The 26,914-nt window shown below is 61.2% G+C and carries 25 protein-coding genes; 11 read left to right on the top strand and 14 right to left on the bottom strand.

Going from position 1 to position 26,914, the window contains the following annotated elements; all coding sequences use genetic code 11:
* The first annotated feature begins 16 nt into the window (after window positions 1–16).
* Together prfC and KW824_RS17385 are read left to right on the top strand one after the other, a co-directional pair.
* A complete protein-coding gene (gene prfC, locus KW824_RS17380) occupies window positions 17–1,606 on the top strand; it encodes a peptide chain release factor 3 (protein ID WP_218410516.1) in 1,590 nt (529 codons plus the stop codon).
* 170 nt (window positions 1,607–1,776) lie between these two features.
* On the top strand, window positions 1,777–2,115 hold the full coding sequence (locus KW824_RS17385) for a nuclear transport factor 2 family protein (protein WP_218410473.1): 339 nt from the start codon (window positions 1,777–1,779) through the stop codon (window positions 2,113–2,115).
* A 74-nt stretch (window positions 2,116–2,189) separates the two neighbouring features.
* Here KW824_RS17385 and KW824_RS17390 read toward each other — a convergent pair whose 3' ends face one another.
* From KW824_RS17390 to KW824_RS17400, 3 genes are all read right to left on the bottom strand, one after another.
* The gene (locus KW824_RS17390; RefSeq protein WP_043128379.1) at window positions 2,190–2,651 is read right to left on the bottom strand and encodes an acyltransferase; all 462 of its coding nucleotides are present in this window, start codon (window positions 2,649–2,651) and stop codon (window positions 2,190–2,192) included.
* Window positions 2,648–3,574: a MarR family transcriptional regulator gene (locus KW824_RS17395; RefSeq protein WP_218410475.1), complete on the bottom strand. Its 927-nt coding sequence runs from the start codon at window positions 3,572–3,574 to the stop codon at window positions 2,648–2,650. The genes KW824_RS17390 and KW824_RS17395 overlap by 4 nt, the downstream gene beginning before the upstream one ends.
* A 272-nt stretch (window positions 3,575–3,846) precedes the next feature.
* Window positions 3,847–4,884, bottom strand: coding sequence for an alkene reductase (locus tag KW824_RS17400; RefSeq protein ID WP_218410477.1), 1,038 nt, complete (start codon window positions 4,882–4,884; stop codon window positions 3,847–3,849).
* Window positions 4,885–5,052: 168 nt separating this feature from the next.
* Between KW824_RS17400 and KW824_RS17405 the strand changes: the two genes are divergently transcribed.
* Window positions 5,053–5,625, top strand: coding sequence for a TetR/AcrR family transcriptional regulator (locus tag KW824_RS17405; protein ID WP_218410479.1), 573 nt, complete (start codon window positions 5,053–5,055; stop codon window positions 5,623–5,625).
* A gap of 96 nt (window positions 5,626–5,721) precedes the next feature.
* Window positions 5,722–7,134 (top strand): DUF2252 domain-containing protein, encoded by a 1,413-nt coding sequence (locus tag KW824_RS17410; protein WP_218410481.1) that lies wholly within the window; start codon window positions 5,722–5,724, stop codon window positions 7,132–7,134.
* A 169-nt stretch (window positions 7,135–7,303) separates the two neighbouring features.
* On the opposite strand, the gene KW824_RS17415 is transcribed toward KW824_RS17410, so the two are convergent.
* Together KW824_RS17415 and KW824_RS17420 are read right to left on the bottom strand one after the other, a co-directional pair.
* Window positions 7,304–7,639 carry an endonuclease domain-containing protein gene (locus tag KW824_RS17415; protein ID WP_182787661.1) on the bottom strand — a complete coding sequence of 112 codons (336 nt, stop codon included), beginning with the start codon at window positions 7,637–7,639 and terminating at the stop codon, window positions 7,304–7,306.
* Window positions 7,640–7,867: 228 nt separating this feature from the next.
* The gene (locus tag KW824_RS17420) at window positions 7,868–8,821 is read right to left on the bottom strand and encodes a LysR family transcriptional regulator (RefSeq protein WP_218410483.1); all 954 of its coding nucleotides are present in this window, start codon (window positions 8,819–8,821) and stop codon (window positions 7,868–7,870) included.
* A 143-nt stretch (window positions 8,822–8,964) separates the two neighbouring features.
* On the opposite strand from KW824_RS17420, the gene aguA reads away from it, so the two are divergent.
* Both aguA and KW824_RS17430 read left to right on the top strand, forming a co-directional pair.
* Window positions 8,965–10,062, top strand: coding sequence for an agmatine deiminase (aguA, locus tag KW824_RS17425; protein WP_218410485.1), 1,098 nt, complete (start codon window positions 8,965–8,967; stop codon window positions 10,060–10,062).
* Window positions 10,063–10,189: 127 nt separating this feature from the next.
* Window positions 10,190–11,893, top strand: coding sequence for an amidase (locus KW824_RS17430; RefSeq protein ID WP_218410487.1), 1,704 nt, complete (start codon window positions 10,190–10,192; stop codon window positions 11,891–11,893).
* 131 nt (window positions 11,894–12,024) lie between these two features.
* Here KW824_RS17430 and KW824_RS17435 read toward each other — a convergent pair whose 3' ends face one another.
* The 7 genes from KW824_RS17435 to KW824_RS17465 form a co-directional block, all read right to left on the bottom strand.
* On the bottom strand, window positions 12,025–12,540 hold the full coding sequence (locus tag KW824_RS17435; protein WP_218410489.1) for a hypothetical protein: 516 nt from the start codon (window positions 12,538–12,540) through the stop codon (window positions 12,025–12,027).
* A complete protein-coding gene (locus tag KW824_RS17440; RefSeq protein WP_218410492.1) occupies window positions 12,533–13,804 on the bottom strand; it encodes an AAA family ATPase in 1,272 nt (423 codons plus the stop codon). The genes KW824_RS17435 and KW824_RS17440 overlap by 8 nt, the downstream gene beginning before the upstream one ends.
* Before the next feature lie 807 nt (window positions 13,805–14,611).
* Window positions 14,612–15,007: a hypothetical protein gene (locus KW824_RS17445; protein WP_218410494.1), complete on the bottom strand. Its 396-nt coding sequence runs from the start codon at window positions 15,005–15,007 to the stop codon at window positions 14,612–14,614.
* A 192-nt stretch (window positions 15,008–15,199) separates the two neighbouring features.
* Window positions 15,200–16,489 carry a ferric reductase-like transmembrane domain-containing protein gene (locus KW824_RS17450; protein WP_218410496.1) on the bottom strand — a complete coding sequence of 430 codons (1,290 nt, stop codon included), beginning with the start codon at window positions 16,487–16,489 and terminating at the stop codon, window positions 15,200–15,202.
* A 237-nt stretch (window positions 16,490–16,726) separates the two neighbouring features.
* Window positions 16,727–17,980, bottom strand: a complete 1,254-nt coding sequence (locus KW824_RS17455; protein ID WP_218410498.1) for a DEAD/DEAH box helicase — start codon at window positions 17,978–17,980, stop codon at window positions 16,727–16,729.
* 133 nt (window positions 17,981–18,113) lie between these two features.
* Window positions 18,114–19,583, bottom strand: coding sequence for a GGDEF domain-containing protein (locus KW824_RS17460; protein WP_005330627.1), 1,470 nt, complete (start codon window positions 19,581–19,583; stop codon window positions 18,114–18,116).
* A 209-nt stretch (window positions 19,584–19,792) separates the two neighbouring features.
* Complete coding sequence (locus tag KW824_RS17465) at window positions 19,793–20,251, bottom strand: hypothetical protein (RefSeq protein WP_041206727.1); 459 nt, start codon at window positions 20,249–20,251, stop codon at window positions 19,793–19,795.
* 166 nt (window positions 20,252–20,417) lie between these two features.
* Between KW824_RS17465 and KW824_RS17470 the strand changes: the two genes are divergently transcribed.
* A complete protein-coding gene (locus KW824_RS17470) occupies window positions 20,418–21,326 on the top strand; it encodes an S-adenosyl-l-methionine hydroxide adenosyltransferase family protein (RefSeq protein WP_218410500.1) in 909 nt (302 codons plus the stop codon).
* Window positions 21,327–21,525: 199 nt separating this feature from the next.
* Complete coding sequence (locus KW824_RS17475) at window positions 21,526–23,421, top strand: PhoX family phosphatase (RefSeq protein ID WP_218410502.1); 1,896 nt, start codon at window positions 21,526–21,528, stop codon at window positions 23,419–23,421.
* Between the two features lie 227 nt (window positions 23,422–23,648).
* On the opposite strand, the gene KW824_RS17480 is transcribed toward KW824_RS17475, so the two are convergent.
* A complete protein-coding gene (locus tag KW824_RS17480) occupies window positions 23,649–24,209 on the bottom strand; it encodes a carbonate dehydratase (RefSeq protein WP_005330618.1) in 561 nt (186 codons plus the stop codon).
* A 238-nt stretch (window positions 24,210–24,447) separates the two neighbouring features.
* Between KW824_RS17480 and KW824_RS17485 the strand changes: the two genes are divergently transcribed.
* From KW824_RS17485 to KW824_RS17495, 3 genes are all read left to right on the top strand, one after another.
* A complete protein-coding gene (locus KW824_RS17485) occupies window positions 24,448–25,089 on the top strand; it encodes a ribonuclease (protein ID WP_218410504.1) in 642 nt (213 codons plus the stop codon).
* A gap of 71 nt (window positions 25,090–25,160) precedes the next feature.
* On the top strand, window positions 25,161–25,442 hold the full coding sequence (locus KW824_RS17490; RefSeq protein ID WP_218410506.1) for a helix-hairpin-helix domain-containing protein: 282 nt from the start codon (window positions 25,161–25,163) through the stop codon (window positions 25,440–25,442).
* Window positions 25,439–26,485: a nitronate monooxygenase family protein gene (locus KW824_RS17495; RefSeq protein ID WP_218410507.1), complete on the top strand. Its 1,047-nt coding sequence runs from the start codon at window positions 25,439–25,441 to the stop codon at window positions 26,483–26,485. Before KW824_RS17490 ends, KW824_RS17495 begins: the two co-directional genes overlap by 4 nt.
* Before the next feature lie 206 nt (window positions 26,486–26,691).
* On the opposite strand, the gene KW824_RS17500 is transcribed toward KW824_RS17495, so the two are convergent.
* Window positions 26,692–26,914 (bottom strand): hypothetical protein (locus KW824_RS17500; RefSeq protein ID WP_218410509.1); only part of this gene is annotated, 223 nt, incomplete at its 5' end.

The following is a 26,914-nucleotide window of genomic DNA, read 5'->3' on the forward strand; positions in this document are numbered from 1 at the left end:
AATAGAAGAACGTCGAATTATGTCAGCTGAATTTCTGAGTGAAGTCTCCAAGAGACGCACTTTTGCGATCATCTCGCACCCGGATGCGGGTAAGACCACCATCACCGAAAAAGTCCTGCTGTTCGGACAGGCCATTCAGCGCGCCGGTACCGTCAAGGGCCGTGGCTCAGGCCAGCACGCCAAATCCGACTGGATGGAGATGGAGAAGCAGCGCGGTATCTCCATCACCACCTCCGTGATGCAGTTCCCCTATGCGGACTGTCTGGTCAACCTGCTCGACACCCCGGGTCACGAGGACTTCTCCGAAGATACCTACCGTACCCTCACCGCAGTCGACTGCTGCCTGATGGTCATCGATGCCGCCAAGGGTGTCGAAGACCGGACCCGCAAGCTGATGGAAGTGACCCGGCTGCGCGATACCCCCATCCTCACCTTCATGAACAAGCTGGACCGCGAAGTGCGCGATCCCATGGAAGTGATGGACGAGGTGGAGCGCGAGCTGAAGATCATGTGCGCCCCCATCACCTGGCCCATCGGCTGCGGCAAGTCCTTCAAGGGTGTCTACCACCTCTACAAGGACGAGACCTATCTGTATCAGACCGGTCAGGGCCACACCATCCAGGAGAAACGGGTGGTGAAGGGGCTGAGCAACCCGGAACTGGACGCCGCCATCGGTGAAGATCTGGCCGCCCAGCTGCGCGGCGAACTGGAGCTGGTGCAGGGCGCCTCTCCGGAGTTCGATCACGAGGCCTTCATCGCCGGCGAGATGACCCCGGTCTTCTTCGGTACCGCACTGGGTAACTTCGGCGTCGACCACATGCTGGACGGCCTGACCGACTGGGCCCCGGCCCCCATGCCGCGCAAGGCCGAGAGCCGCGAAGTGGTGGCCACCGAGGAGAAGTTCTCCGGCTTCGTGTTCAAGATCCAGGCGAACATGGATCCCAAGCACCGCGACCGTATCGCCTTTATGCGCATCGTCTCCGGCACCTACTCCAAGGGCATGAAGATGCGCCACGTGCGCATCGGCAAGGATGTGAACATCTCCGACGCCGTCACCTTCATGGCCGGTGACCGTGAGCAGGCCGTCGAGGCGTGCGCCGGTGACATCATAGGGCTGCACAACCACGGCACCATCCAGATCGGCGACACCTTCACCCAGGGTGAGGATCTCAAGTTCACCGGCATCCCGAACTTCGCCCCCGAACTGTTCCGCCGCATCCGCCTGCGCGACCCGCTCAAGCAGAAGCAGCTGCTCAAGGGGCTGGTGCAGCTCTCCGAAGAGGGGGCCGTGCAGGTGTTCCGTCCGCTCATCAGCAACGATCTCATCGTCGGCGCGGTCGGTGTGCTGCAGTTCGATGTGGTGGTCTCCCGCCTGAAGAGCGAGTACAACGTCGAGGCCATCTACGAGGCGGTCAACGTCTCCACCGCCCGCTGGGTGGAAGGGACCGACGTCAAGAAGTTCGAGGAGTTCAAGCGCAAGAACGAGGTCAACCTGGCGCTGGATGGCGGTGACAACCTCACCTATATCGCCCCGACCATGGTCAACCTGCGCCTGTCCCAGGAGCGTCACCCGGACGTCCAGTTCCGTCAGACTCGCGAGCACTGATCACCCCGCCCGCGCCCTGCGGGTGGCTGATGACAAGAGAGACCCCGCTTCGGCGGGGTCTTTTGTTATGGGGCGTTTTTTTTGGGGGGGGGAGGGGATTCCCATTCGGGGCTTGATGTGTGAATAAAAACAATGGATAAGTGATTTAAATTTCATTCTTGGAGATAAATATGTCCATCACTCTGCCTGTCGAGGCGCAGTTTGCCGCCTACAATGCCCACGACCTCGACGCCTTCCTGGCCTGCTTCGCCGAGGGTTTCAAAGGCTATCGCATGCCGACCGAGACCCCGAGCACAGTCGGCAAGGGGGCGCTTCGGAGCTTCTATGCCGAGCACAGATTCAACAACCCGGCCTTGAGGGCCGAGCTGCTTTCCAGAACCCTGCTCGGCAACAAGGTGTTCGATCACGAGCTGATTTATGGCCTCTCCCCTGAGCCCATCGAGTGCGTGGCGGTGTTCGAGGTGAAGGACGGTCTTATCCAGACCGCCTGGTTCTATTTCCCCTCTTAAACCCGACACTGTATTTGCCATACGGCCCCATCCGATTGCACGAGCTGAGATGAGGGGGTGGGCGGCGCTGCTAGCTAGAAAGCGCGCAGCAATCGGGCGGGGTTGCCGGCATAGGTGCCAGGTACAGTGATGTCCCGGGTCACCACGGCGCCAGCACCGATGACGGCTCCCTGGCAGATCCGTACAGGCAAAATGGTGGCGTTTGAACCGATGGACACCCCGTCCCCGATGTGGGTGTGGCCCCAACTGGCGGGATCAGGGTCGGGGGTGCCGCTCTGAAAGAGGTCATTGGCAAACATGACGCCGTGACCGATAAAACAGCGCTCACCTATGGTCACATGCTCACAGATAAAGCTGTGGGACTGGATGCGGGTTGCGCGCCCTATGGAGACGTTCGACTGTATCTCCACGAAGGGGCCGACAAAGACATCGTCAGCCAGGGTACAGCCGTAGAGATTGACAGGCTCAACCAGTTTCACCCCTTCACCGAAGCTGACATCTCGTATGCCGACAGCGAGTCGGGTTAGTTCACTCATATGCCCTCCTTCCCGTCGAGCGCCAGCAGCATGCAGATCTCGCAGGCGTCGTGGCCGGTGCAGCCAAGGGGCCCCGGCAGGTGCACGAAGCCCAGCGACTCGTAGAGGCTGGTGGCCTCGCGCAGATCGGCCGTGGTTTCCAGATAGCAGCGCAGGTATCCGAGCGTGCGTGCCTCGGCCAGGGCCTGCAGCACCAGCCGCCGCCCCAGTCCCAGGCCGCGCAGGGCGGGCAGGAAGTACATCTTCTGCAGCTCGCAGGTCCCGGCTTCCCCCGCCAGGGGGGCTATGCCGCCCCCGCCGAGAATGGCGCCGTCCGGCCCCTCTATCACCCAATAACGGCTGTGCTCGCCCTGATAGGTCTCATGGAGGAAGTCGAGATTGGGATCCGCCACCCCGTAGCCCTTGTCGGCGGTGAGGCCGTATTCGGCGGAGACGGCGCGCACCACGGCGGCGATGGCGGCATTGTCCTCAGGCGCTATGGGCCTGATGCGATAGCCTTGCTGACGGCGGGCGCGGGAGAGGGCGCTGCGATAGAGGCGCATGCCATCCCAGAGCCGCTCGCGCTCTTCGGGGGCGAGCTGGGCCAGGGTCTCTGCCATGGCCTCATCCATCTGCCGGTGCAGCTCCTCAAGCTGCGCCTTGCCCTGTCCGGTGAGGGTCGCCTGCTTGCTGCGTCCGTCCGAGGGGTGGGGCTGCCAGACGATGAGCCCCCGCTCGGCGAGGCGGGCCAGGGGGCGGCTGGCGTTGGACTTGTCGATGCGCAGTTGCTCGGCGAGCTGCTGGTTGGTGGCGGGGCCATTCTCCAGCTCGATGAGCAGGTGGGCCTCGAGGGGGCTGAGGGCCAGGGAGCCGCACTGCTGGGAGAGCATGCCGAGTTCGCGTACCAGTTCCCGTGACAGGGCGCGCAGGGGGCGGGGATCCATCTTGTGAGTGTCCTTCTAGTTGTTACCTGCAACCAATATAGCCAACTGGTTGTTGATGACAACTATTTCATGAGCCAGAAGGCGGACACAAAAAAGGGCCCGGGAGAGGGGCCCAAACATTGGAAACCCGCGCCAGTGCGCGGATCCCATCCTTGGTCAGGAACAAGCTTGCCGGGCAAAGGCGGCCCGGCCTGCGTATGACTCGGGCTCGGCTTACACCAGCTCGGCCAGTATGGTGCCGGCCACGGCGCTGGCTCAGGGCGCGGCGCGGTTTATACCAATTCCGCCAGCATGGTGTCGGCATAGGGGACCAGGGCGTCGCCCTGTTTCACCTTGGCGAGATAGTCAGGGTTGGCGATAAGCGGGCGGCCGATGGCGACGAGGTCGAAGCGGTCGGCGCGGATCGCCTCGGCGGCGGTCTCGGCACTGTAGTTGCCTACTCCCACCAGGTGGCCGTCGTAGTGGGCGCGCAGGTAGTCGGAGGCGCGGCCATCCAGGTAGTCGAAGGTGAGGCTGTCATCGAAGATGCCGAGGTGCACATAGGCCAGGGCACGCTTGTTCAGCTCGGCCAGCAGGTAATCGAACACGGCGCGATCCCGCGCATCGCCTTCGAGGTGCACATAGGCACCGGGGGAGAGACGCAGGCCCACCCGCTCGCTGCCGATGCGGGCGTTGATGGCATCCACCACCTCCAGCGCGAAGCGGCTCATGTTCTCCGGGCTGCCGCCGTACTGGTCGGTGCGCAGGTTGCTGGAGTGGTGCAGGAACTGATCGATGAGGTAGCCGTTGGCGCCGTGGATCTCCACCCCGTCAAAGCCCGCCTCGATGGCATTGGCGGCGGCCTGGGCGTAATCCTCGACCAGCTGGGCAATGTCGCTCTCGGTCAGGGCGCGGGGCACCTGATACACCAGTTCGCGCATGCGCGGCACTGTGCCTTCATGGGCGACCGCAGACGGTGCCAGTACTTCGGCGTGATGGAAGAAGGGGTGGGAGAGACGACCCACGTGCCACAGCTGGGCGAAGATCTTGCCCCCCTTGGCGTGCACGGCCTCGGTGACCTGTTTCCAGCCTGCGATCTGTTCAGGGCTGTAGATGCCTGGGGTGTTGGGATAGCCCTGGCCGTCCGGGCGAATGATGGTGGCTTCGGAGATGATGAGGCCGATGTCGGCGCGGCGGCCATAGTAGGCAGCCATCTGCGCGGTCGGCACCAGTCCCGGGCCCGCCATGCAGCGGGTGAGGGGGGCCATCATGAAGCGATTCGCGAGGGTGAGGGTGCCGTTGAGGCGGTAAGGTTGAAACAGGGTATCCATGCAGAGCGTCCTCGGGGGTGATTCTTGAATGGGCATTCAAGACGTTTTTTGATTTGTACGCAAGTCTTTTTTGAACAAGCATTCAACATGGATTGGTCTTGCCTGCCTGCTGGGGTAAACTTGCCGCCCTGTTCCCCGGTACGCCGGGCCCTTGCCAGCGGAGATCCCATGCGCAGTGCCGAATTTGATCGGGACCTTGTCCTGCGAAGCGCCATGGAGGCGTTTCGAGCCAGAGGCTATGCCAAGACCACCATGCAGGATCTGGTGGCGGCGACCGGGTTGCACCCGGGCAGTCTCTATGCCGCCTTTGGCAACAAGCGGGGCCTGCTGCTGGCGGCGGTCGATCACTATGTGCAGGAGAAGGGCGCCCTGCGCCGTCGCTGCTTCGATCAACCGAGCCCGTTGGCCGGGCTGAAGGCCTTCTTCACCCAGTTGGTGGACGATGCCCTGCAAGGCTCCTGCCTGCTGACCCGCACCCTGATGGAGCTGGCGGAGCAGGACGAAGAGCTGCACCTGCGCTTCAAGGTCATCTATGGCGAGCTGGAAAGCGACCTGGCGCAGCTGCTGCGTCAGGCCAGCGAGCAGGGGGAGCTGGCCCCCGGGGGCGACATTCCCACCCTGACCGCCTTCTTGCAGGTCAACATCCAGGGGCTGGTGACCTTCGCCCAGTGCCACCCAGACCGCGCCCTGCTAGGGGGCGTCGTCGATCAGCTGATGGCGGCCCTGACCCCTCGCCGCTGAATCCCGGCCCTCTGGGCCTATATTTGTCCCCGCTGCTTGCCCCTGCCTGCCCCCTCTTCCATCTTCATGGTGAGGATATCGGCAGGAGGAAAGGGAATGACCAGAAAGGCAACGTCTCGGGCGATACTGGCGCACTTCACCACGCCACGGCTCTCCATTGCGCAGCGCTTCGCCGCCGGCAAGGCCCTGCGGGAACAGTTTCCCCGCGAAGCTCACTCCTGGCTGCCGCCCGCGGCGTATGACAGGGACCCCATCGCCGTGCTCAAGGCCCAGGCCACCACTCGCTTGAAGCAGCTGGTGCCGGTGCGCCATGCCAGGATGCAGGAGTCCCCCTTCGCCTTCCTGCGCGGGGCGGCCGCCATCATGGCGGGGGATCTCGTCGCCACCCCCCACTCCGGCCTCATGGTCCAGGCCTGTGGCGACATGCATGTCGCCAATATCGGCCTCTACGCGAGCGCCGAGCGCAACCTGGTGCTGGCCATCAACGACTTCGATGAGACCCACCTCGGCCCCTGGGAGTGGGATCTCAAGCGTCTGGCCGCCAGCGCCCTGGTGGCGGCCGAGTACCTGGGTGCCGACGCCGCCCGCCAGCGGGAGGCGGCCAGGATGATAGCGACCGGTTACCGCACCAAGCTGCGGGAATACGGCAAGATGGGCTTTATGAGGGTCTGGTACGATCACATAGAACAGGCCTCTGTGCTCGATGCCTTCTCCGTCGATGCCCATCAGCGCGTCAAGGCCACCTTCGCCAAGGCCCGCAGCCGCAACCACCTGCAGGTGCTCGGCAAGATGACGGATCTGGTGGACGATCAGCACAGGATCCGCGAACTCCACCCCTTCGTCATCCGCGAGACCCACACCGAGGGCGGGGAGCCCGTCTATGAGGTGCTCGGCGAACTGCTGGAGGCCTATCTCGCCTCTCTGCCGGAGGACAGGCGCATACTGCTGCGCCGCTACCGGGTCGTGGACGTGGCGCGCAAGGTGGTGGGGGTGGGCAGCGTGGGCACCCGCTGCTGGGTGATCCTGCTGACCGGCGCCGACGATGACGACCCCCTCTTCCTGCAGGTCAAAGAGGCGCAACCCTCGGTGCTGGCCCCCTATTTCACCTCGGAAGACGACAGCGGCAACCAGGGGCGGCGGGTGGTGCGGGGCCAGCGGATGATCCAGGGATCACCGGACATCTTCCTCGGCTGGTGCGATCTCAGGGGCCGTCACTTCTATGTGCGCCAACTGCGGGACATGAAGGGGGGCATCGACATTACCCCTGGCATGGTCAAGCCCCGCCACTTCGTGGAGTATTGCCAGTTGTGCGGCTGGGCCCTGGCGCTGGCCCATGCCAAGTCGGGGGATGCGGCCCAGATCGCCGGCTACCTCGGCAAGTCGGAGGTGATGGATGAGGCCATCGCCGACTTTGCGGTGGCCTATGGCCAGCGCACCCGGGAAGATCATGCCCTGCTGCTGGCCGCCATCGCCCGCGGGGAGCTGCCGGTCGCCTCAGAGGCGAGGTGAGGGACTTCCCCTCACCCTGACCCTCTCCCGGAGGGAGAGGGAACCGATCGAAGGCTTGTTGGGCGTTGTGAGTTGGTCATGCAGGTTGAGCCAAGATTTTTCCACAGACCAGGTATTCACTCCCTTCTCCCCTTGCGGGAGAAGGGCTGGGGATGAGGGGGGAATCTAGTCACTGCAATGACAATCTGATAAACGCCAGCACCCCATCCATCTGCCCTAGCACCTCGTTGTTCCACACCCTGATCACCCGAAACCCTTCGCCATTGAGATAGGCCGTTCTGACCTCATCCTGTTGCTGACCTTCCGGCTGGTTATGTTGCGAGCCATCGACCTCGATCACCAGCCGCTGTTCCAGACAGATGAAGTCCACTATGTAGGGCCCAATAGGGAACTGGCGGCGGAACTTGAGCCCCTCAAACCGGCGATTGCGAAGCTGGAACCAAAGCTTCTGCTCTGCCAAGGTAGCTTCGGTACGTAGGTGTTTGGCGAAAGGATGGGTCTTCATCACATACCTGCGGTGCTGTTTGAACCTAATAGGTATAGCCCTCCGCCAGTCCGCTCACCCGCTGGTCATAGCGGCCCTCACCCTAGCCCTCTCCCAGAGGGAGAGGGCTAGGGTGAGGGCTTGTTGGGTGTTGTGAGTTGGTCATGCAGGTTGAGCCAAGATTTTTCCACAGACTAGGTATCCACTCCCTTCTCCCCTTGCGGGAGAAGGGTTGGGGATGAGGGGGCACTAACTCGGGCTCACCAACTCCTTCATCAGCTCTTTCAACCAGATCAAGGCCGGCTGCTGCGCATGGACCGGGTGCCAGACGCAGTTGAGATGGTAATCCGGCACGTCTTCGGGCAGGGGCAGGCTTTTCAGCGGCCAGTGGTTGGCAAGCAGCTCGGCCACCATGCTCGGCAGTACCAAGAGGTGGTCGCTCTGGCTAACGATGGCGGCGGCGGACATATAGCTCTGGCTGTTGACCGAGATGGTGCGGCTAAACCCCAGGCTCTTCAGATAGCGGTCGAGGCTCGCCTCCGAGGTGCCGAGCGGCGAGTGGAACACGTGGGGCATGGCGATAAGCTGCTGCAAGGTGATGCGCTCCATCCACTGGGAGGGATCATCCTCGGCCCCGGCGGGGGCCGATTTGGCAATCGGCAGATCGGCGCGCACCAGCCCGGCCAGGGGCTCGGTGAGCCAGGTCTCCTTGCCCAGATACCCCGGCACCTGCATGTACTCGTCAAACCCCAGCACCAGATCGATCTCGCCGCTCGCCAGCTCCGCCTCCGGCAATGTGTCGCGCAGTATGCGGATCTCGATGGTGACCCCGGGCGCCAGCCGCTTGAGGCGCTGGATAAGGGGCGGGATCAGCACGCACTCCACGTAATCCGTGGTGCAGAGCACGAAGCGACGCTTCGACTGGTGCGGTTCGAACAGCTCCTCCTCGCTGAGCTGCTGCTCCAGCAATCGCAGCACCTGCTGCACCCCCAGATGCAGGCGCTGGGCCCGGGGCGTCGGCAGCATCCCCTGAGGCGTGCGCACCAGCAGCGGATCGTCAAAGAAGGCCCTCAGGCGATTGAGGGCATGGCTCATGGCGGGCTGGCTGATAAAGAGCGACTCGGCGGCGCGGGTCACGCTCCCTTGTGTCATCAGGGCGTCAAGGGCGAGCAGCAGATTGAGGTCGAGCTGGTGCAGTTTCATGGGGGGATTATTCGCCGTGTTTATGGGACAATCCATCCTATTCATTTGATGGATGGGCACGCAACTTCTTACACTGCGACCCACTGTTATTTTTCGGGTTCCCAGGTAAATCGGGGGCCTCAATCCATGCAAGGAGCCTTGCGATGAGCATCAAGACCATCAACTCCATTCCGGCCGCCGACGGCTTCACCATGCCCGCCGAGTGGGCGCACCAGCAGGCCGTCTGGATGATCTGGCCGTTCCGTCCGGACAACTGGCGCGTCGCCGGTCGCTTCGCGCAGGCCACCTTCGCCAAGGTGGCCGATGCCATCGGGCAAGCCACCCCTGTCTTTATGGGGGTGCCGGCCGAGTTTATGGAGCAGGCCCGCGCCATCATGCCCGCCCACGTCACCCTGGTCGAAATGAACAGCGATGACTGCTGGGCCCGCGACACAGGCCCGACAGTTGTCACCAACGCCGCCGGCGAGTGCCGTGGCGTGGATTGGGGCTTCAACGCCTGGGGCGGTCACAAGGGCGGTCTCTACTACCCTTGGGATCAGGACGAGAAAGTGGCGGCTCAGATGCTGGAGCAGCACGGCATGGATCGCTACGATGCGCCGCTCATTCTGGAAGGGGGCTCCATCCACGTGGATGGCGAAGGCACCTGCCTGACCACCGCCGAGTGCCTGCTCAACGAAAACCGCAACCCGCACCTGAGCAAAGCGCAGATCGAAGCGCACCTGCGCGACTATCTGGGTGTCACCAGCTTTATCTGGCTGGACGAAGGGGTCTACATGGACGAGACCGACGGTCACATCGACAACATGTGCTGCTTCGTGCGCCCGGGTGAAGTGGCCCTGCACTGGACCGACGACGAGAAGGATCCCCAATACGAGCGCTCCCTGGCCGCCCTCAAGGTGCTGGAAGCGGCGGTCGATGCCAAGGGGCGCAAGCTCAAAATCTGGAAGCTGCCCCAGCCGGGCCCGCTGTTCTGCACCGAGGAAGAGTCTGCCGGTGTCGAGAGCGGCAGCGGTGTGCCGCGCGAAGCCGAAGGTCGTCTGGCAGGTTCCTACGTGAACTTCCTTATCACCAACGATCGCATCGTCTACCCGCTGCTGGATGCCGCCACCGACGGCGAAGCCCAGCGCATTCTGGAAGAGATCTTCCCGGATCACACCGTGGTCGGCGTGCCGGCCCGCGAGATCCTGCTGGGCGGTGGCAATATTCACTGCATTACCCAGCAGATCCCGTCCGGCAAATAAGCTGGTCGAAGAGTGTAGACATTCAAAACCCCACGCCGTGGGGTTTTATCTCTTGATGATGTGATGGTGGCAGGCGCCGATGCGGCGATCACCATGACAAACAGTCACCCTTTTACAGGAGATCAACATGATCGAAGTGACCGAGGTTTCCATTGCCGAGCTGCGCGATGCGCTCGAATCGGGCCGCACTACCGCGGTCGAACTGGTCGAGGCCTATCAGGCCCGGATCGCCGCCTATGACGGCCCCGAGACTGACACCAAACTCAACGCCCTCGTGGTGCCCAATCCCGATGCCCTGAAAGAGGCGCAAGCGTCTGATGCCCGCCGCGCCCGTGGCGAAACCCTGGGGCCGCTCGACGGCATCCCCTACACCGCCAAGGACAGCTATCTGGTCAAGGGGCTGACCGCCGCCTCCGGCAGCCCGGCTTTCAAGGATCTGGTGGCCCAGTGCGATGCCTTTACCGTGGAGCGGCTGCGCGCCGCCGGTGCCATCTGCCTGGGCAAGACCAATATGCCCCCCATGGCCAATGGCGGCATGCAGCGCGGCGTCTATGGCCGTGCCGAGAGCCCCTACAACGCCGACTACCTGACCGCACCCTTTGCCTCCGGCTCCTCCAACGGTGCCGGTACGGCCACCGCCGCCAGCTTCTCCGCCTTTGGTCTGGCGGAAGAGACCTGGTCGAGCGGCCGTGGCCCCGCTTCTAACAACGGCCTGTGCGCCTACACCCCGTCCCGTGGCGTGATTTCGGTGCGCGGCAACTGGCCCCTGACCCCGACCATGGACGTGGTGGTGCCCTACGCTCGCACCATGGCCGATCTCTTGGAAGTGCTGGATGTGGTGGTGGCCGACGATGCCGACACCCGTGGGGATCTGTGGCGCATGCAGCCCTGGGTCAAGATCCCCAAGGCTTCCGAGGTGCGTCCTGCGTCCTATCTGGAGCTGGCCGCCAAGCCCGACGCCCTCAAGGGCAAGCGCCTCGGCGTGCCGCGCATGTTTATCAACAAGGATGAACTGGCGGGCACCAGCGAGCACCCCGGCATCGGCGGCCCGACCGGTCAGCGCATCCATACCCGCGACTCCGTGATTGCCCTGTGGGAAGAAGCGCGCAAGGCGCTGGAAGCCGCTGGCGCCGAAGTCATCGAAGTGGACTTCCCCCTGGTTTCCAACTGCGAAGGGGACAGACCGGGCGCGCCGACCGTGTTCAATCGCGGCATAGTCACCCCTGAGTTTCTCAACGACGAGCTGTGGGAACTCTCCGGCTGGGCGTTCGACGATTTCCTGCGCGCCAACGGCGATCCCAAGTTGAACAAGCTTGAAAACGTCGATGGGCCGAAGATCTTCCCCCACGATCCGGGCACCCTGCCGAACCGCGAGGGCGATCTGGCGGCGGGCATGGACGAGTACGTCAACATGGCCAATCGCGGCCTGAAATCCTGGGACGAGATCCCCACAGTGCCGGACGGCCTGCGCGGTCTGGAGCAGACTCGCAAGCTGGACTTGGAAGACTGGATGGACGGGCTCAAGCTCGACGCCGTGCTGTTCCCCACCGTTGCCGACGTGGGCCCAGCTGACGCTGACGTGAATCCGGCCTCCGCCGATATCGCCTGGAGCAACGGCATCTGGGTCGCCAACGGCAACCTCGCCATTCGCCACCTCGGCGTGCCGACCGTCACCGTCCCCATGGGGGTGATGGCCGATATCGGGATGCCGGTTGGCCTGACCTTCGCCGGCCGTGCCTATGACGACAACAACCTGCTGCGCGTCGCCTCGGCCTTCGAGTCCACCGGCAGCAAGCGGATGGTGCCGCCACGCACGCCGCCGTTGGCTTAGGTTTAATCTCCCAGAGTTGACCGTTAATAGTGAAATAACCCCCACCTATTAGATAGGTGGGGGTTATTTTCATATATTGATTTATCTAAAAGCGGTTTGAAAATTAATTAGGACGGTTAGTGTATAAAACCTTATCTATTTGCTCTTCTTCTTGGTACCATGGGAGGAGTCTGTGGGGCATGAGCTTTTAATCCTTGGTCTCCAGTTAAAAGCTCTACTTGATATCCTGACTCTGCATAAAAGTCGGCAACATTTTTAATTGTTGCATCACCTATTCCTATTCCTTGTGCTGCCAACGTAGGCCACGTAGCAGACAAGGTTTTCATCGCATCTTTAGACCACAATGTATCTTGTTCGTTAAATGCAGCCCACGGCGAAACACTCTCAGCTGTCAATGCTATATATGCTGCAAAAGAAGTTGCCAAAGCAAATTTATTTCCCGCCGAGAGTGCTATATGGTTCCCCATTTCTATTATTGATGCGAGAGGTAAAACAAAAGTGGTATTTAATAGTTTTTCTTGATTTACAATATTAGCAATTCTTTGATTGTTCCACTGGTCATGTGCTGGTCCACAAGTAGCCTTTCCTGGCACATTAAACCAACAACACAGTACACATGTATCAAAAATGATGACTTTCTTACTCATGATCATCATCCTTGCTTACCGTTGAAAACTGTTTATTTAATGCACTCTCAATAGAGCCTTTACTCGTAAGTGTCCCAACAGGTCCTGAAGCAAGCATTTTAGGAAGCATATTTATATCTTCCAACAAAGTTAACATACTAGAACCAGTTAATGGGTCTCTATGGCTTACAGTAATGAATGGAGTATACTTATGCCCCAGTCTATCTAAAAATGCAGGGTTGTGTGTTGTCACCAACACATCGACTTTCCTTTGTCCCCCTATTTCAGACAGAACTTTTACAAGTAAGTCAGCTCTTGATGGATGCAGTCCATTATCAATTTCTTCAATTACCAATAAACTACCTGAGGGCCTAGTTAGTAAGGCTGTAAGAATTGCAAGAAAGCGTAATGTCCCATCAGACATACTTCTTGCATCAATGATTTGTTCATCATCATCGAGCCATCCTTCTTTGCAATACAGCATTGCAGAGCTTTTAAATCTATCCACAGTTTCTGAAAAAACTTCAACTATCTCTCTTTCAGGAAGACTTTTAATATAGTTTGAAAGCTTTCTCTCAAGCTCCTTTTTCTCGTTATCAGAAAATGCTGAAATAACACCTGCAATATTCGATGCATCACTGTTTAATACTTCTGAAAGAGGAGAAAAACCTCTCATATGAGATGGGATTGGGTCTAGCATGAAGATTTGCCCCAAATTTTCATGCATAGCGTTCAGAGCTTTTGATATTTCGCTTCTTAAGATGTTAGCAGTGGACTGAATATAGAGCTGACCTAAAATACTCTGTGCTCTTGAACATGGACGAGGTGTGCCTTGTTTTTCATTGTATGTCCTAGCAGTAATATATGGGGAATCTTGTTCACAAGGATCTGTTCTATATATGTATATGCTGTAAGGGTTGTTTCTGTTGTCTTTAGATCTATATTTTAGCCTTTGTAGGCTTTCACTTTTGACTTGTAATGTGCTATTGTGAGTCTCTACTTCTATAAAATAAACATAGTCAATGTTTTCATTGTCATCAGCTACTGTGGCAGATAAAGAAAAGGAACTCGTATTATTTCGGCAGACCCATTGAATCCCACCTCTCATCTGTTCCATTATTACTGAAAAGGGCGTGCCAAGAGTAGCTTTATTCAAAAAACTAAAGGCATCTAACGCATTTGATTTTCCACTAGCATTACTACCAATTAGTATGGTGAGCGGATCAATGAAAAGCTGTGAGTTCGCGAAGCTTTTCCAGTTGTTCAAGCCAATAGATCTAATCATAAAGTCCTCAAGAGCTTGCTCATTTGTTACATGTTCTATGCCGCGATGGCATTAAAATTCCTCTGAGCAATATACTCTGGGTGTTAGTTTTATTCCATGGTTCATATCGTAAGTAGGGCTTCATAAGCTCAGGGCCGTAGGTTCGAATAACGAAGCGTATTCGGACGATCGCGAACAGGTCGCGGCCGAGAAGCCGCTGACATCCAGAGTTTCCTGCCGGTCTTGCCATGACTCGGTGCGCGGCAGTATGCGGACGATGACGCTGCGCTAATCGTCCCTACGTGGTCTGGTTATTGCCCGACATGTCGCGTCTTGCGGGGCTGGTGATGATGATTTTCCGCATGCCCCCAACATCTTCCCGACTTCACCCTGGCTTCACACAGCCTCATTTTCCCCTCACATATCCCTTCTATCTTCTGCCCACTGATAAATGGGCCTGCTTGCCACAGGGTGGCGAGGGGCCAAAGAGAAGGGAGTGAGACGATGAGATCGTGGATCAAATACGGGTTGGCCGGGGCCTTGATACTGGTGGCGAGCTTCTGGGGCGGCAGCGTGCGGGCGGCGCAGATGCCCATTGACCCGGATGGCGCCTTGCCGGGGCAGCTAACCGCCCAGGCTGCGGCTCTCCCGAGTGACACCTATTTCTTGTCTCTGGGGGGTCAACCATCGGCTGCTGCCGGGCGCAGCACTTCAGGACATGGATAGCGGCCTTTAATCCAGACCATGGCGGTGACTGCGCGGCATATTGCTTATCTACACAGGCCGGTTGGTGCGCGGCGCAGTGGGTATCACGCCAGTCCGGGTGGGCTACTGCGCCTGATATTGGGCATCCAGCCAGGCGATGGCCTCTTGAGGGTCGTTGAATGCCCGGATATGGTCCGGGTGGGTGAGGGAGAGGCAGGAGAGGGCGATGTGGTGGAGCACCTTGGCCGAATAGAGAGAGGCGATGGCCACCAGGTTCTTCTGGGCCAGCCACTGATAGGTCTCCTGCAGATGAGGTAGGGCGGAGAGCACCACCCCCTGATGCTGGCGATGGTCCACCAGAGCGCAGAAAGGCTTCCCGTCCAGGCTGTTCACCACGCGCTTTATCTCCGTAATCCACGCCAGCATACCCTCTTCATTGAAAGGGCCGATCAGCTCGCAGGTGACCAGGTGTTTCTGCACATTGAAGATGAACTCACCGTGTTTTTTATCAAAGGACATACAACATTCTTATCCATGACCAGGGGCCGCAAGATGATATTGATTCATTCAATCTGCATCAATATCCAAGTGAGGGGCGCTGCCCTTGTTCGAGATTTTATGGGTGCAAGTCAGAGGCTGCGAGCAAGGTGCATCTGATATGACAAGGGCCTCCCCGGGGAGGCCCTTTTGATGATGCGCCTCATCTTGAGGCTAGCGGAAGCGGAACAGCTCCCGGTGCAGCGGGGCGGTCAGATAGGCATCCAGGGTGTGGGCCATGGGCTCGGGACCGCAGAACCACACCGGGGTGTGCTGGCGTTCACCCAGGGCGGCCAGATCCAGCCGACCGCGCTCGGACTCCAGGTGCAATCGGTAGTTGACCCCGGCCCGGCGGCACAGCTCGGCCAGATGAACGTGATAGGGGGCGGCCTCGGCGGTGGGGGCGCATTGCAGCAAGGTGGTGCCCGGGCGTGTCTCGCCACGGCGCACCAGCGCCTCCAGCCAGGCGACGAAGGGGGTGATGCCGATACCGGCGCCCACCCAGAGCGCGGGGGCCTGGTCTGGCAGGGCGAAGGCGCCATAGGGGCCGGTCACGATGACGGCATCCCCCACCCTGAGGTGCTGGTGCAGCCAGTGGGTGTGATCCCCGAGGGCGCGCACCGCCAGGATCAGGGTGTGGCAGTCCGCTGAGACATTCACCAGGGTGTAGGGATGGGGCTCGCCGCGCCCGGCGAAGTCGAAGAAGGCGAACTGGCCCGGGCGATAGCCAGACAGGGGAGAGGTCAGGGTGACCCTGATCTCCAGGGTGCGTTCGTCCAGAGGGGTGAGGGCGCTGACCGCTCCCTGGCGGCGCGCATTCTGGCCCACCCGGCCAAACAGGGAGTAGAGCGCGCCCATGGCGCCCAGCCCGCCCCCCACCAGCAAGGTCAGACCGACCGGCGTCAGGACGCCGATGCGCGGCAGCAGGCAGAGCCCGTGCAGCCAGCCCATCAGGTAGATGACCGGGGCCAGCCGGTGGACCACCTTGAAGCGCTCATAGCGCACCACCGCAAGCAAGCTCACCACCACCAGGGCCAGCAGCAGATAGAAACCCCACTCCCCCAGGGTATTGCCGAGTTCGTGCCACAGGGCATCGTTGCCAGCGCCAGCACCGCGGCGTGCCGGCCGGGTCAGCCAGTCGGCGGTGACGGCCCACTTGGGCGCCTCCACCAGCAGCCAGTGGGCCATCAGGGTGCCGGTGGCCCAGAGGGCGCTGCTGCGATGCAGGTGCAACATGCGATCCAGCCCGCCACACCAGGCTTCGAGCCTCGGCAGGCGCAGGGCCAGCAGCAGGGAGAGGGTCATGGCGCCGAGGCCAAGCAGACCGGTCAGGATCAGCAGTTCATGGCGCCAGGGCCAGAGGTCGGCGGGCCACTGGGTCATGCCAAGCAGCCAGATGAGGGTGAGAGCCAGGGGCAGGGCCCAGGCGAGGGATGCGGGTTTCATGATGTCCTCCTTGTTCATGTCTCTATTGCACGCCCGCTTTGTGGCGAAAGTGTGCCCCTTTACTACCTCTTTTGTAGCAGAGTGTGGCAAAGGGTCGCCGGGTCAGTGGAAGAGGGTTGAGCAGGAGGGCGTGGGGGAGAAAAGCGGTGGGAGGACGGCAGGAAAGCGGTCGGCCTGCTGGAGCTAGCCACGAGCCCGCGCCAGGAGAGTGGTGACGCGGGGGCGCCCGCATGGCTGCCCCCGCAAGAGCATATGTCAGGGCTTGCGCCCCTTGCCGCCCTTGTTGCCCGAGAGGGCCTGCTTTCTGGCCTTCTGCTTCTGCGCGGCCTTGCTGCTGCGGCGCGGTTCGGGGTCGAAGCGGGTCAGATCCGGCTCAAAACCCGGGAACCACTGCTGGGGCAAGCGGGTGTCGAGCACGGCCTCCACCTTCTCCAGCAGCGGCGCATCCTCCGGGCTGAACAGTGTGATGGCGAGCCCCTTGTTGCCGGCGCGGCCGGTGCGCCCGATGCGGTGCACGTAATCCTCCGCCACAAAGGGGAATTCCAGATTGATCACATGGTTGAGGTCGCTGATATCGAGGCCGCGGGCCGCCACGTCGGTGGCCACCAGCGCCTGCAGGGTGCCGGCGCGAAACTCCAGCAGCACCTTCTCCCGCGCGCCTTGCGACAGATCGCCGTGGAAGGCGAGCGCATTGATGCCCGCCTTGCCGAGCTGCTGGGCCAGCTTGTCGGCCCCCTGGCGGGTGCGACTGAAGATCAGGGCCGGTGCCCAGCCCTTCACGGTCAGCATGTGTTCGACCAACGCCAGCTTGCGATCCCCATCCACCGCATAGACCCGCTGCTCCACCTCGGCCGCCGTGGTGTTGCGCGGTGCCACTTCGATCAGTTCAGGGTCACGCAACAGCACCTTGCTCAAGGCAAACAGGTTGTCGTCGCAGGTGGCCGAAAACAGCAGGGTCTGGCGATCCGCCGGGATTTGCTTCAGCAGCGCCTTTATCTCGTCCATAAAGCCCATGTCGAGCATGCGATCCGCCTCGTCGAACACCAGATGGCTGAGACTCCCGAGACGCAAGGCCCCCTGACGCAGATGGTCGAGCAATCGACCCGGGGTGGCGATCAGCAGATCCACCCCGGCTTGAAGCGCCTCCACCTGGGCAGCAATGCTGACCCCGCCGTACACCAGGGCGCTGGTGAGATCCGTGCCCTGCCCGTAGCGCACCACGCTCTCAAAGACCTGCACCGCCAGCTCGCGGGTCGGCACCAGCACCAGGGCGCGGATGGGGCGGGGCGACTCGCCTTGCGGCTGCTGCATCAGTTGCTCCAGCAACGGCAGCACGAAGGCGGCGGTCTTGCCGGTGCCGGTCTGAGCCCCCGCCAGCAGATCCCGCCCCGCCAGAATGACGGGGATGGCGCTGGCCTGAATGGGGGTTGGCGCGGCATAACCCAGCTCACAGAGGGTCTGTTGCAGACGGGGAGAGAGGGCCAGTTCGGCAAAGGAGGCAATGGACATAGGGCACCAGTATGGGGTTATCGCGGCCAGGGCCGTGACGAAAGCGGACAGTGGCCGCCATGGTAGCAGAAGCGCCCCGTACAGCAGAAGGTGATGACTGTCGGCGGGCGGCGAGGGCCCTGCTGTTGCGTGATCAGTCGGCCGCGGTCTGCTCCCGGATCAGTCTGATCTCCTGCCCCTGGTAATAGGCGATGTTGTGCTTGCCATGCTGCTTGACGTGGTAGAGCAGCGTATCGGCCAGGTCGGTGGCTTCGGCGACGGTCAGGTAATCACGGATGCGAATGATGCCTGCCGAGAAGGTGATGGGGGCGGACAGTTCCTCCATCTGAAGTTGTGATGCCAACAGACGGGCCACGGTCTGGCGCATGCTGGCCTCGTCGCCGAGCCTCTTGTAGAGGACGATAAACTCCTCGCCGCCCCAGCGAATGGCCTTGTCCCCCTTGCGCATATTGGCCGTCAGATGACGGGCGAAGGCGGCGAGGGCGATGTCTCCCACTCCGTGGCCATAGGCGTCGTTGATGGACTTGAAGTTGTCGATGTCGAGGAGCATCAGGTAGTCGTGCTCCTGCAACTGGGCCTGATCCAGGATGTCCCGTCTCGGCAGCCGGGTCAGGTGATCGGTCTGTGCCAGGGTGCGCAGGCGGCCGTAGATGCCCCGTCCCGTCAGTATGAGCAGCAGCAGGGCGATCAGATAGAGTTTGAAGGCGGGGCCATAGAGCACCGCTCGCATGAAATCGCCGTAGCTGTATGACCATTTGAGATAGAGGTCGACGCTGGCCTTGGCCCGCATAAAGCGGGTATTCAGGCAGAGATGCCAGGGGCGACAGGGCTCTATTTCATCGAAAGAGAGTGTGGTTCTGGTCGGATTGAGGCTCTCGAAGGGGCGAAGCACATCCTTGAACGCCTCGTCGACGGCGATGTCTATGCCCGTCAGACCATGGCGGTAATCCGCTATCACCGGGTCGTAGAAGACGAAGGGGAAGTACATGGTAATGGTCTGCAACCCGGTGAAGGTGTCGGTGTAGATGTCGGACACCCAGGCCTCATCCGTGCTGCAGGGCACATGGGCGGAGGCGAAGAGGGCGCAACCGAAATAATGGGTCCAGGGTTCGATGTCATTGAGGTCGCTGTTGGTCGGCATCAGCCGGTTCGGGAGCGTCAGTCGGTCGGGCACCATGCCAAGCAGGCGACGATCGTCATAGAAGGCGTAGAGGTTGATGACCTCGGGGTAGGAGAGGGCATATTGGTAGGCGATGAGTACCGGGTTGGATGAGGGGAGTATGGGAATGACAGCCATACGGGTCAGGGTATCGAGGTCATAAGCATAGGCATAGGCCGTTGCATCCCTGTTCTCGCTGAAGATGGGCGCCTTGATGCTGCTGTTGTCGACGAACCGGGCCAGCGCGTCTGGCGCCAGGATGCGGGCCCGCTGATAAAACACCTCAAACACATTCTGCTGTTTGGCGGTGATGAGCTGCATGTCGTGCCGGATGCTGAGGTAGGTGTAGTTGAACACCAGCCCCAACCCTGCCAGTGCCAGAGAGAACAGTGTGAATTGAATCAACCACTTGCGGGGGATGATCCGCAACAGTGATCCCGCCATGCCGTGATGCTCCCGGGTAGTGACAGAAGACTTTTTTGTAACTGATTCTGCTCGGCATCACCAGATGAAAGTTGGCGGGGGCAGGCAGCGCAAGGAAAATGAGCCTCCAATATCAACAAGATAGACGTTCACGATTCGATGGCAAGGGAAGGGCGAATCGATGGTGGTCGCGGAGTAAGAGGGCATGGCGCCCCTGACTGGCGCTGCCATCACGGGAGCAGTTGCACCCGTTCGGCACCCAGGTGGTGCATCCATTCTCGCAGGATCAGCAGGGTGGCGGCGAAGCGGCGATCTCTGGGCAGCTGGGCCGCAGCCAGCGGATCTCCCTCCACCATGGCGACCAGCTGGCCGAACAAACGTTCGATGCTCTCCCGGTTCAGCTCGTGGCTGCCGAGTCCGCCTGCCAGCGGCACCGGGCTGTGAAGCTGTATCAGGGGGTGGGGTTGGATATGGGCCGCGAGGGGCATCAGTGCATCTTCCACCACCATGATGGCCTGCTCCAGCTCGAGGGGGGTTGGCGGGTCCCGGCGAAAGGGACCGGGTGTCATGGCATTCAGGCCCAGGGCCAGTGAAAAGGTCTGGCTGACGCCATCCGCCCCGGTGATCTGTACCCGGCTCTGGCTGTCACCCAGGCTCAACAATAGGGTTTCGTGCCCTTGCTCTGTCATACCGTCGTCTCCTGAATTTGACTCGTCCATGGATACACCCGGCGGAGCACTCTGGCGAGTGCTTTCCCCCCATTCGGGCAAGGGGGCTTGCAAAGGTGTCATCAAATGGCATTCTGGACGTCTAGATTTCTGTTTCTCTGTTGCATTCCCCACAAGGAGTCCTGATATGGCTATTCGTACCCTTCCCCGCGCCCTCGTCCTCGCCCTCTCGCTGATGGGGAGTGGTGCCTTCGCAAACGAGGCGCTGGTCTTCCAGACCGACTTTGGTCTCAAGGACGGGGCCGTCTCCGCCATGAAGGGGGTCGCCTTCGGGGTGGACAGGACACTGCCGCTGCAGGATCTGACCCACGAGATCCCGGCCTACAACATCTGGGAGGCCTCCTACCGCCTCTACCAGACCCTCAACTACTGGCCCAAGGGCACCGTCTTCGTCAGCGTGGTGGATCCCGGCGTCGGCACCGATCGCCACTCGGTGGTGCTCAAGACCAAGAGCGGCCACTACATCGTCAGCCCGGACAACGGCACCCTGACCCTGGTGGCCGAACACTTCGGCATCGAGGCGGTGCGCCAGATAGACGAGAAGCGCAACCGTCTCAAGGGCTCCGAGAAGTCCTACACCTTCCACGGTCGCGACGTCTACGCCTACACGGGGGCGCGGCTTGCCTCCGGCGTCATCAGCTTCGAGCAGGTGGGGCCCCTGCTGCCCGCCGAGGTGGTGACCATCCCCTACCAGCCGGCCGTAGCGGAAAAAGATGGCACTCTCAAGGGCACCATTCCCATCCTGGACGTGCAGTACGGCAACGTCTGGACCAATATCGACGATGCGCTGCTGACCAAGGCGGGGATCAACAAGGGGGACAACGCCTGCATCAGGATCAGCGAAGGGGATGCGCTGAAATACGAGGGCAAGGCCCCCTACGTCAGCAGCTTCGGCGATGTGCCGGAAGGCCAGCCGCTGGTCTACCTCAACAGCCTGCTGCAGGTCTCGGTGGCCCTCAATATGGACAGCTTCGCCACCAAACATCAGGTGCAATCCGGCGCCAACTGGCATGTCAGCCTGAAGAAGTGCGGCTAGGACTCAACCCTTCTGTCGGCGATACATCTTTCGGGGTGGTGGGACTCGTGTCCACCGCCCCTTCTCTTTGGCGGTGGCGCCTTGCCGGGCCAGCCGGTTATCTCATCGCTTGTCATCGTCGTTTAATAAAGTGCCGCCATGCTGTGGCCGGACGCAGTGATTACGCAATGATGCCAGCAGAGAGAACAAGGAAAAGCCGATGAGCCGTTTTGACGAGAGAGACAGTGTCAACCACCCCCGGGAACAGGAGCCGGAGTTCAACCGCTTGATCGAGGCCGGCCTCAGCCGTCGGGGGTTCCTCAAGGGAGTCGGCGCCGCCAGCATGGTGGCCTTCTTCGCCGCGAGCCCGGTAGCCCGCGCCGTGGCCGCCGCCACCCAGCCGCTGCTGGGGTTCCAGGCCGTGCCCGCCTCTGTGGCCGATGCCATAGTGGTGCCACCCGGTTACAAGGCCGAGGTGCTGATAGCCTGGGGTGATGCCCTGTTCGCCGATGCCCCCGCCTTCAGCCAGAGCAATGATGCCAGGGCCCAGGCACGCCAGTTTGGCGACAATAACGACGGCATGAGCTTCTTCCCCCTGGGCCCTGATCGCGCCCTGCTCGCCGTCAACAATGAGTACACCAACTACGAATACCTGTTTGCGGATGGCGGCAAGGCGCTCAGTGCCGAGGCCGTCGCCAAGGCCCAGGCGGCCCACGGTGTCTCTCTGGTGGAGCTGGTACGCATCAATGGCAAGTGGCAGGCCAACCCCAGGGGGGCACTTAATCGCCGCATCACCGCCACCACCCCCATGACACTGAGCGGCCCGGCGGCGGGCCACGCCCTGCTCAAGACCCAGGCCGACCCTGAGGGGCGCACGGCTCTTGGCACCTTCAACAACTGCGCCAACGGCCAGACTCCCTGGGGCACCTACCTCACCTGCGAGGAGAACTTCAACGGCTACTTCGGCAGCGCGGGCAAGCCTGAGTTGGACAAGCGCGCCGCCCGCTACGGCCTGGCCGCCGAGGATGCGGGCTTTGGCTGGCACAGGTTCGACGAGCGCTTCGATCTCGCCAAACACCCCAACGAGCCGCACCGCTTCGGCTGGGTGGTGGAAATCGATCCGCACGATCCCGCCTCCACCCCGAAGAAGCGCACTGCGCTGGGCCGCTTCAAGCATGAGAATGCCGCCTTCACCATCAATAAAGATGGTCGCGCCGTGGTTTACCTCGGTGATGACGAGCGGGGCGAGCACATCTACCGCTTCGTCTCGAAGAACAAGGTGGCACCGGGCAAGGACCCTGCCAACCGGGATCTGCTGGATGAGGGCACCCTCTATGTGGCCCGCTTCGAGGCCAAGGAAGGGGAACTGAAGGGCACCGGCCAGTGGTTGCCCCTGGTGCACGGCCAGCACGGCCTGACCCAGGAGAACGGCTTCGCCGATCAGGGGGAGGTGCTCATCTTCGCGCGCGAAGCCGCGACCCGGCTCGGCGCCACCACCATGGACAGGCCGGAGTGGGTGGCCGTGCATCCCCACCGTGCCGAAGCCTACTGCACCCTGACCAACAACAAGAACCGCGGCCTCAAGGAGAACCAACCTCTGGACGGCGCCAACCCCAGGGCCGAGAACCCCTATGGCCAGATCATCCGCTGGCACCCGGCCGGTGGCGATCACGGCAGCGACAGCTTCGAGTGGGATCTCTTCCTGCTGGCGGGCAATCCTGAGGTCAATAAAGAGGGGTTGATGGCGGGCAGTGCCAACATCAACCCGGACAACATGTTCAACAGCCCGGACGGCATCGGCTTCGACGAGGCGGGACGGCTCTGGATCCAGACCGACGGCGATTACTCCAACGAGAAACAGTTTGCCGGCATGGGCAATAACCAGATGCTGTGCGCGGACCCGGCGAGTGGCGAGGTGCGCCGCTTCCTGACTGGCCCCATTGCCTGCGAGATCACGGGCCTCACCTTCAGTCCGGACTGGCGCACTATGTTTGTCGGGGTGCAGCACCCGGGGGAGGAGCTGGCTCCCTCCCACTTCCCGGATGGCGGCACCGCCATTCCCCGCTCCGCCGTGCTGCGTATCACCCGGGACGACGGCGGTATCATCGGGGCCTGATATTCCGACCCGCTGCCCCTTGTGCCGCATGAGGGCGCAGCCTGCGTGACGCGAACCCCGAAAGTTGGACACCCAACGAGTAGGGGTTCTTTGTTTTGAAGGCGTCGAGGGGGAGAGATAAAGAAGAGGGGATGCCAGCGCCATGGTGGCGTGTCCGGCCGGGTCAGGATTGCGTGCAGAGAAAAGGGGCCGCGTGGTGCCCCTTTTCTGCTATGACATGGCTGGCATCAGAACTCGTTGGAGAGCGCCTTGTAGCCCTTGACCAGATCGATGTTGGTGTGGGCCACGTCCTCTGAGAACTCGGTGGCATCCACGGTGACGCGGGGGATCTGGGCCAGATCGCTCTGCTGGTTGATGCGGGTGGTGGACGGCACATAGAAGCCCGGGGGCAGATCGCAGCCGTCGATCACCGAGTTGTGGCGTACCACGGATCCTTCGCCGATATGGCAGTTGAACAGCACGCTGTTGAAGCCGATGAAGACCCGGTTACCCACCTCGCAGGGGCCGTGCACTATGCTGCGATGGGCGATGGAGCTGTATTCGCCTATGGTGACGGCGGCGCCGGACTTGGAGTGGATCACCACACCGTCCTGAATATTGGAGTTGGCGCCGATGACGATGGGCTCCATGTCGCCGCTCTCGTCCACCTCGTCGGCGCGGATCACGGCATAGGGGCCGACAAACACATTCTCCTTGATGATCACCTTGCCACAGATGATGGCGGTCTTGTCGATGTAGGCGGATTCGTGGATGACGGGCAGGTGACCTGAGGGATTCTTGCGGATCATGTTACGTCCTGTTGCAGCTGAATTCGGGGATAAGGTGGCGGGACGCGGGGGCTCGCCGGAGAGTCAGCTTACGCCTCTGATCCGGGAGGGGAAACCCTTTACTGGTCTGACCCTCCTTTAGTAAGGGTATTTCACATGGTTGTTCTTTGGCTCCCTGTTATGGGAGCATGGGGCCTGATAAACGGGCGTATTCCTCGCCGGAAGGGGGCGGCCTGACTGCGATGACGGAGACGATGACATGAAGAAGATGATGCTACTCCTGGCTGCTTTCTTGCTGTGTGCCCAAGTCGCGCAGGCTAAGGGGCGGCCAGGTGAGTTTGACTACTACGCCCTGGCGCTCTCCTGGTCACCGCAGCACTGCGCCATCAAGCCGGCCGATAGAGAGCAGTGCAGCCGCCAGTTGGGCTTCGTGCTGCACGGGCTCTGGCCCCAGTATCAGCGCGGCTATCCCGGCAACTGTACCCGAGAGCGACTGGATCCCGCCATGGAGCAGGATTTTGCCGGGCTCTATCCCAGCCGCTTCCTCTATGGTCATGAGTGGGAGAAGCACGGCACCTGCTCAGGCCTGAATCAGGAGGCATTTCACCAACTGGCCAGCGATCTGCGCCAGAAGGTGAAGATCCCGGCCGCCTATCAATCGCCAGCAGAGCCCCTTCGCAAGAGTACCTTCGAACTGAAGGCGGATCTGGCCAGTGCCAATGAGTGGTTGGCACCCCACACCATGACGGTGGCCTGCGCCGATGGCGGGCGTTTCCTGCGGGAGATCTACATCTGCATCAACAGGGAAGGGACTGATGCCGTCCCCTGCTCGGACGAGATGCAAAAGCGGGAGCGCCGCTCCTGCGGCCAGCCAGACTTCCTGCTGCGCAGCGTGCGTTGACCCCATTTTATTTCCATCAGGCCCCTTGAGGGCCTGATGTTCAAAGAGAGCCATCGGAAAGGAGGCCTGCAATGACCGACGTGAAACAGTTTTCGGCAAGGGAACGCAGTTTGCTGCTCGGGGTGAAAGGGGTGGGGCCCACCGTCATCGAGCGGCTTGAACAGCTGGGTTACCACAGCCTGGGTGAGCTGGCCGAGGCGGATACCGGCCACATAGTCCGGTTGGTGGCCAGCATGCTGGGCTCGACCTGCTGGCAGAATAGCCCACAGGCCCGCGGCGCCATCGACGGCGCCATCGCGCTGGCGCGCAGTCATATGGCAGCCTCAGTCGCAGAAAGAGAGGCCGATACATGAGCCTGTTTGCCGAACTGGGGATGCGCTATCCCATCATCCAGGCCCCCATGGCCGGAGTGCAGAACTGTGAGCTGGCGATGGCGGTGACAGGGGGTGGAGCCCTGGGATCATTGCCAGCGGCCATGCTCAGCCCGACTGACCTGCGAAGCGAGCTCGCTCGGCTTTCCGCCAGCGGTCTGGGGCCATTCAACATCAACTTCTTCTGTCATCAGCAAGGGGATCCCGATCCGCAGCAAGTCGCACGCTGGCAACAGGTGCTGGCGCCTTTTTATGCCGAGTTCGGTGTGAGTATCGATGCTGTATCGAATGGGCCAAGTCGCGCCCCGTTCAACGCCGAGCATGCCGCCATCCTGGCCGAGTTCAACCCCGCCGTAGTCAGCTTCCACTTCGGCCTGCCGGCGCCCGAGTTGCTGGCCAGGGTGAAGGCCACGGGGGCAAGCGTCTTTGCCAGTGCGACCACGGTAGCAGAAGCGAAGTGGCTGGCCCGCCATGGCGCCGATGCCATCATAGCCCAGGGACTAGAGGCGGGAGGCCATCGCGGTCACTTCCTGAATCAGGATCTCAGCCTGCAACAAGGCACCTTTACGCTGTTGCCACAGATAGTGGCGGCAGTGGATTTGCCTGTCATTGCCACCGGGGGCATCGTCGATGGCAAGGGGATCAAGGCCGCCCTGGTACTGGGGGCCAGCGCCGTCCAGATGGGAACGGCATTTCTCTGTTGTCACGAGGCGACGACCTCGCCCCTGCACCGTGCGGCGCTCCTGGGGGCGCACGGCCGGCACACCGCACTGACCAATCTGTTTAGCGGCCGTCCGGCGCGGGGGATAGTGAATCGCTTGATGCGGGAGCTCGGCCCTCTCTCGGCACTGCCCCCTGACTTCCCCCATGCCAGCGGCGCATTGGCCCCGTTGCGCGCCGCGGCTGAAAAGATGGGAGAGAGCGGCTTCTCGCCACTCTGGGCCGGACAGAATGTCTCGGGTTGCCGCTCCCTCGCCGCCGCCGAGCTGATCTCAGCCTGGGTCGCCGAGGCCGATCTGGCCTGATGACCTCTTTTTACTGCCTTCCTTTATATAGGTATCTCTATAGGCATCGGCTTTTGGTCAGGATGGCGTCGAGAAGCTGCCGGATTGGGGAGCACCGAGTATCAATCAGAGCTCTTTTTAACGTCAGCCTGTGGATAAATTTGTATAAAAGCTGTGTTTTGATATGAATAACTAATAAATGGCCGTTTTTTGCAATTTTATTGCAGTCAGCGCTTGCCAATGTGATCAATGTCTCTATAATGCACCACATCGACAGGGCAAGCGGCAACGCAAACAACCTTGTTGATAACCTCGAAAAGCCCTTGAAAATAAGGCTTGACTCGAGAAGGCGGTTGAGTAGAATTCCACTCCCGCAGCAACACACTGTTGCGTCGCTCTTTAACAATTTGAATCAAGCAATCTGTGTGGGCACTCACAGCATCGAACATC

The sequence above is a fragment of the Aeromonas sp. sif0611 genome, assembly GCF_019218845.1.
Taxonomy (GTDB): Bacteria; Pseudomonadota; Gammaproteobacteria; order Enterobacterales; family Aeromonadaceae; genus Aeromonas; species Aeromonas media.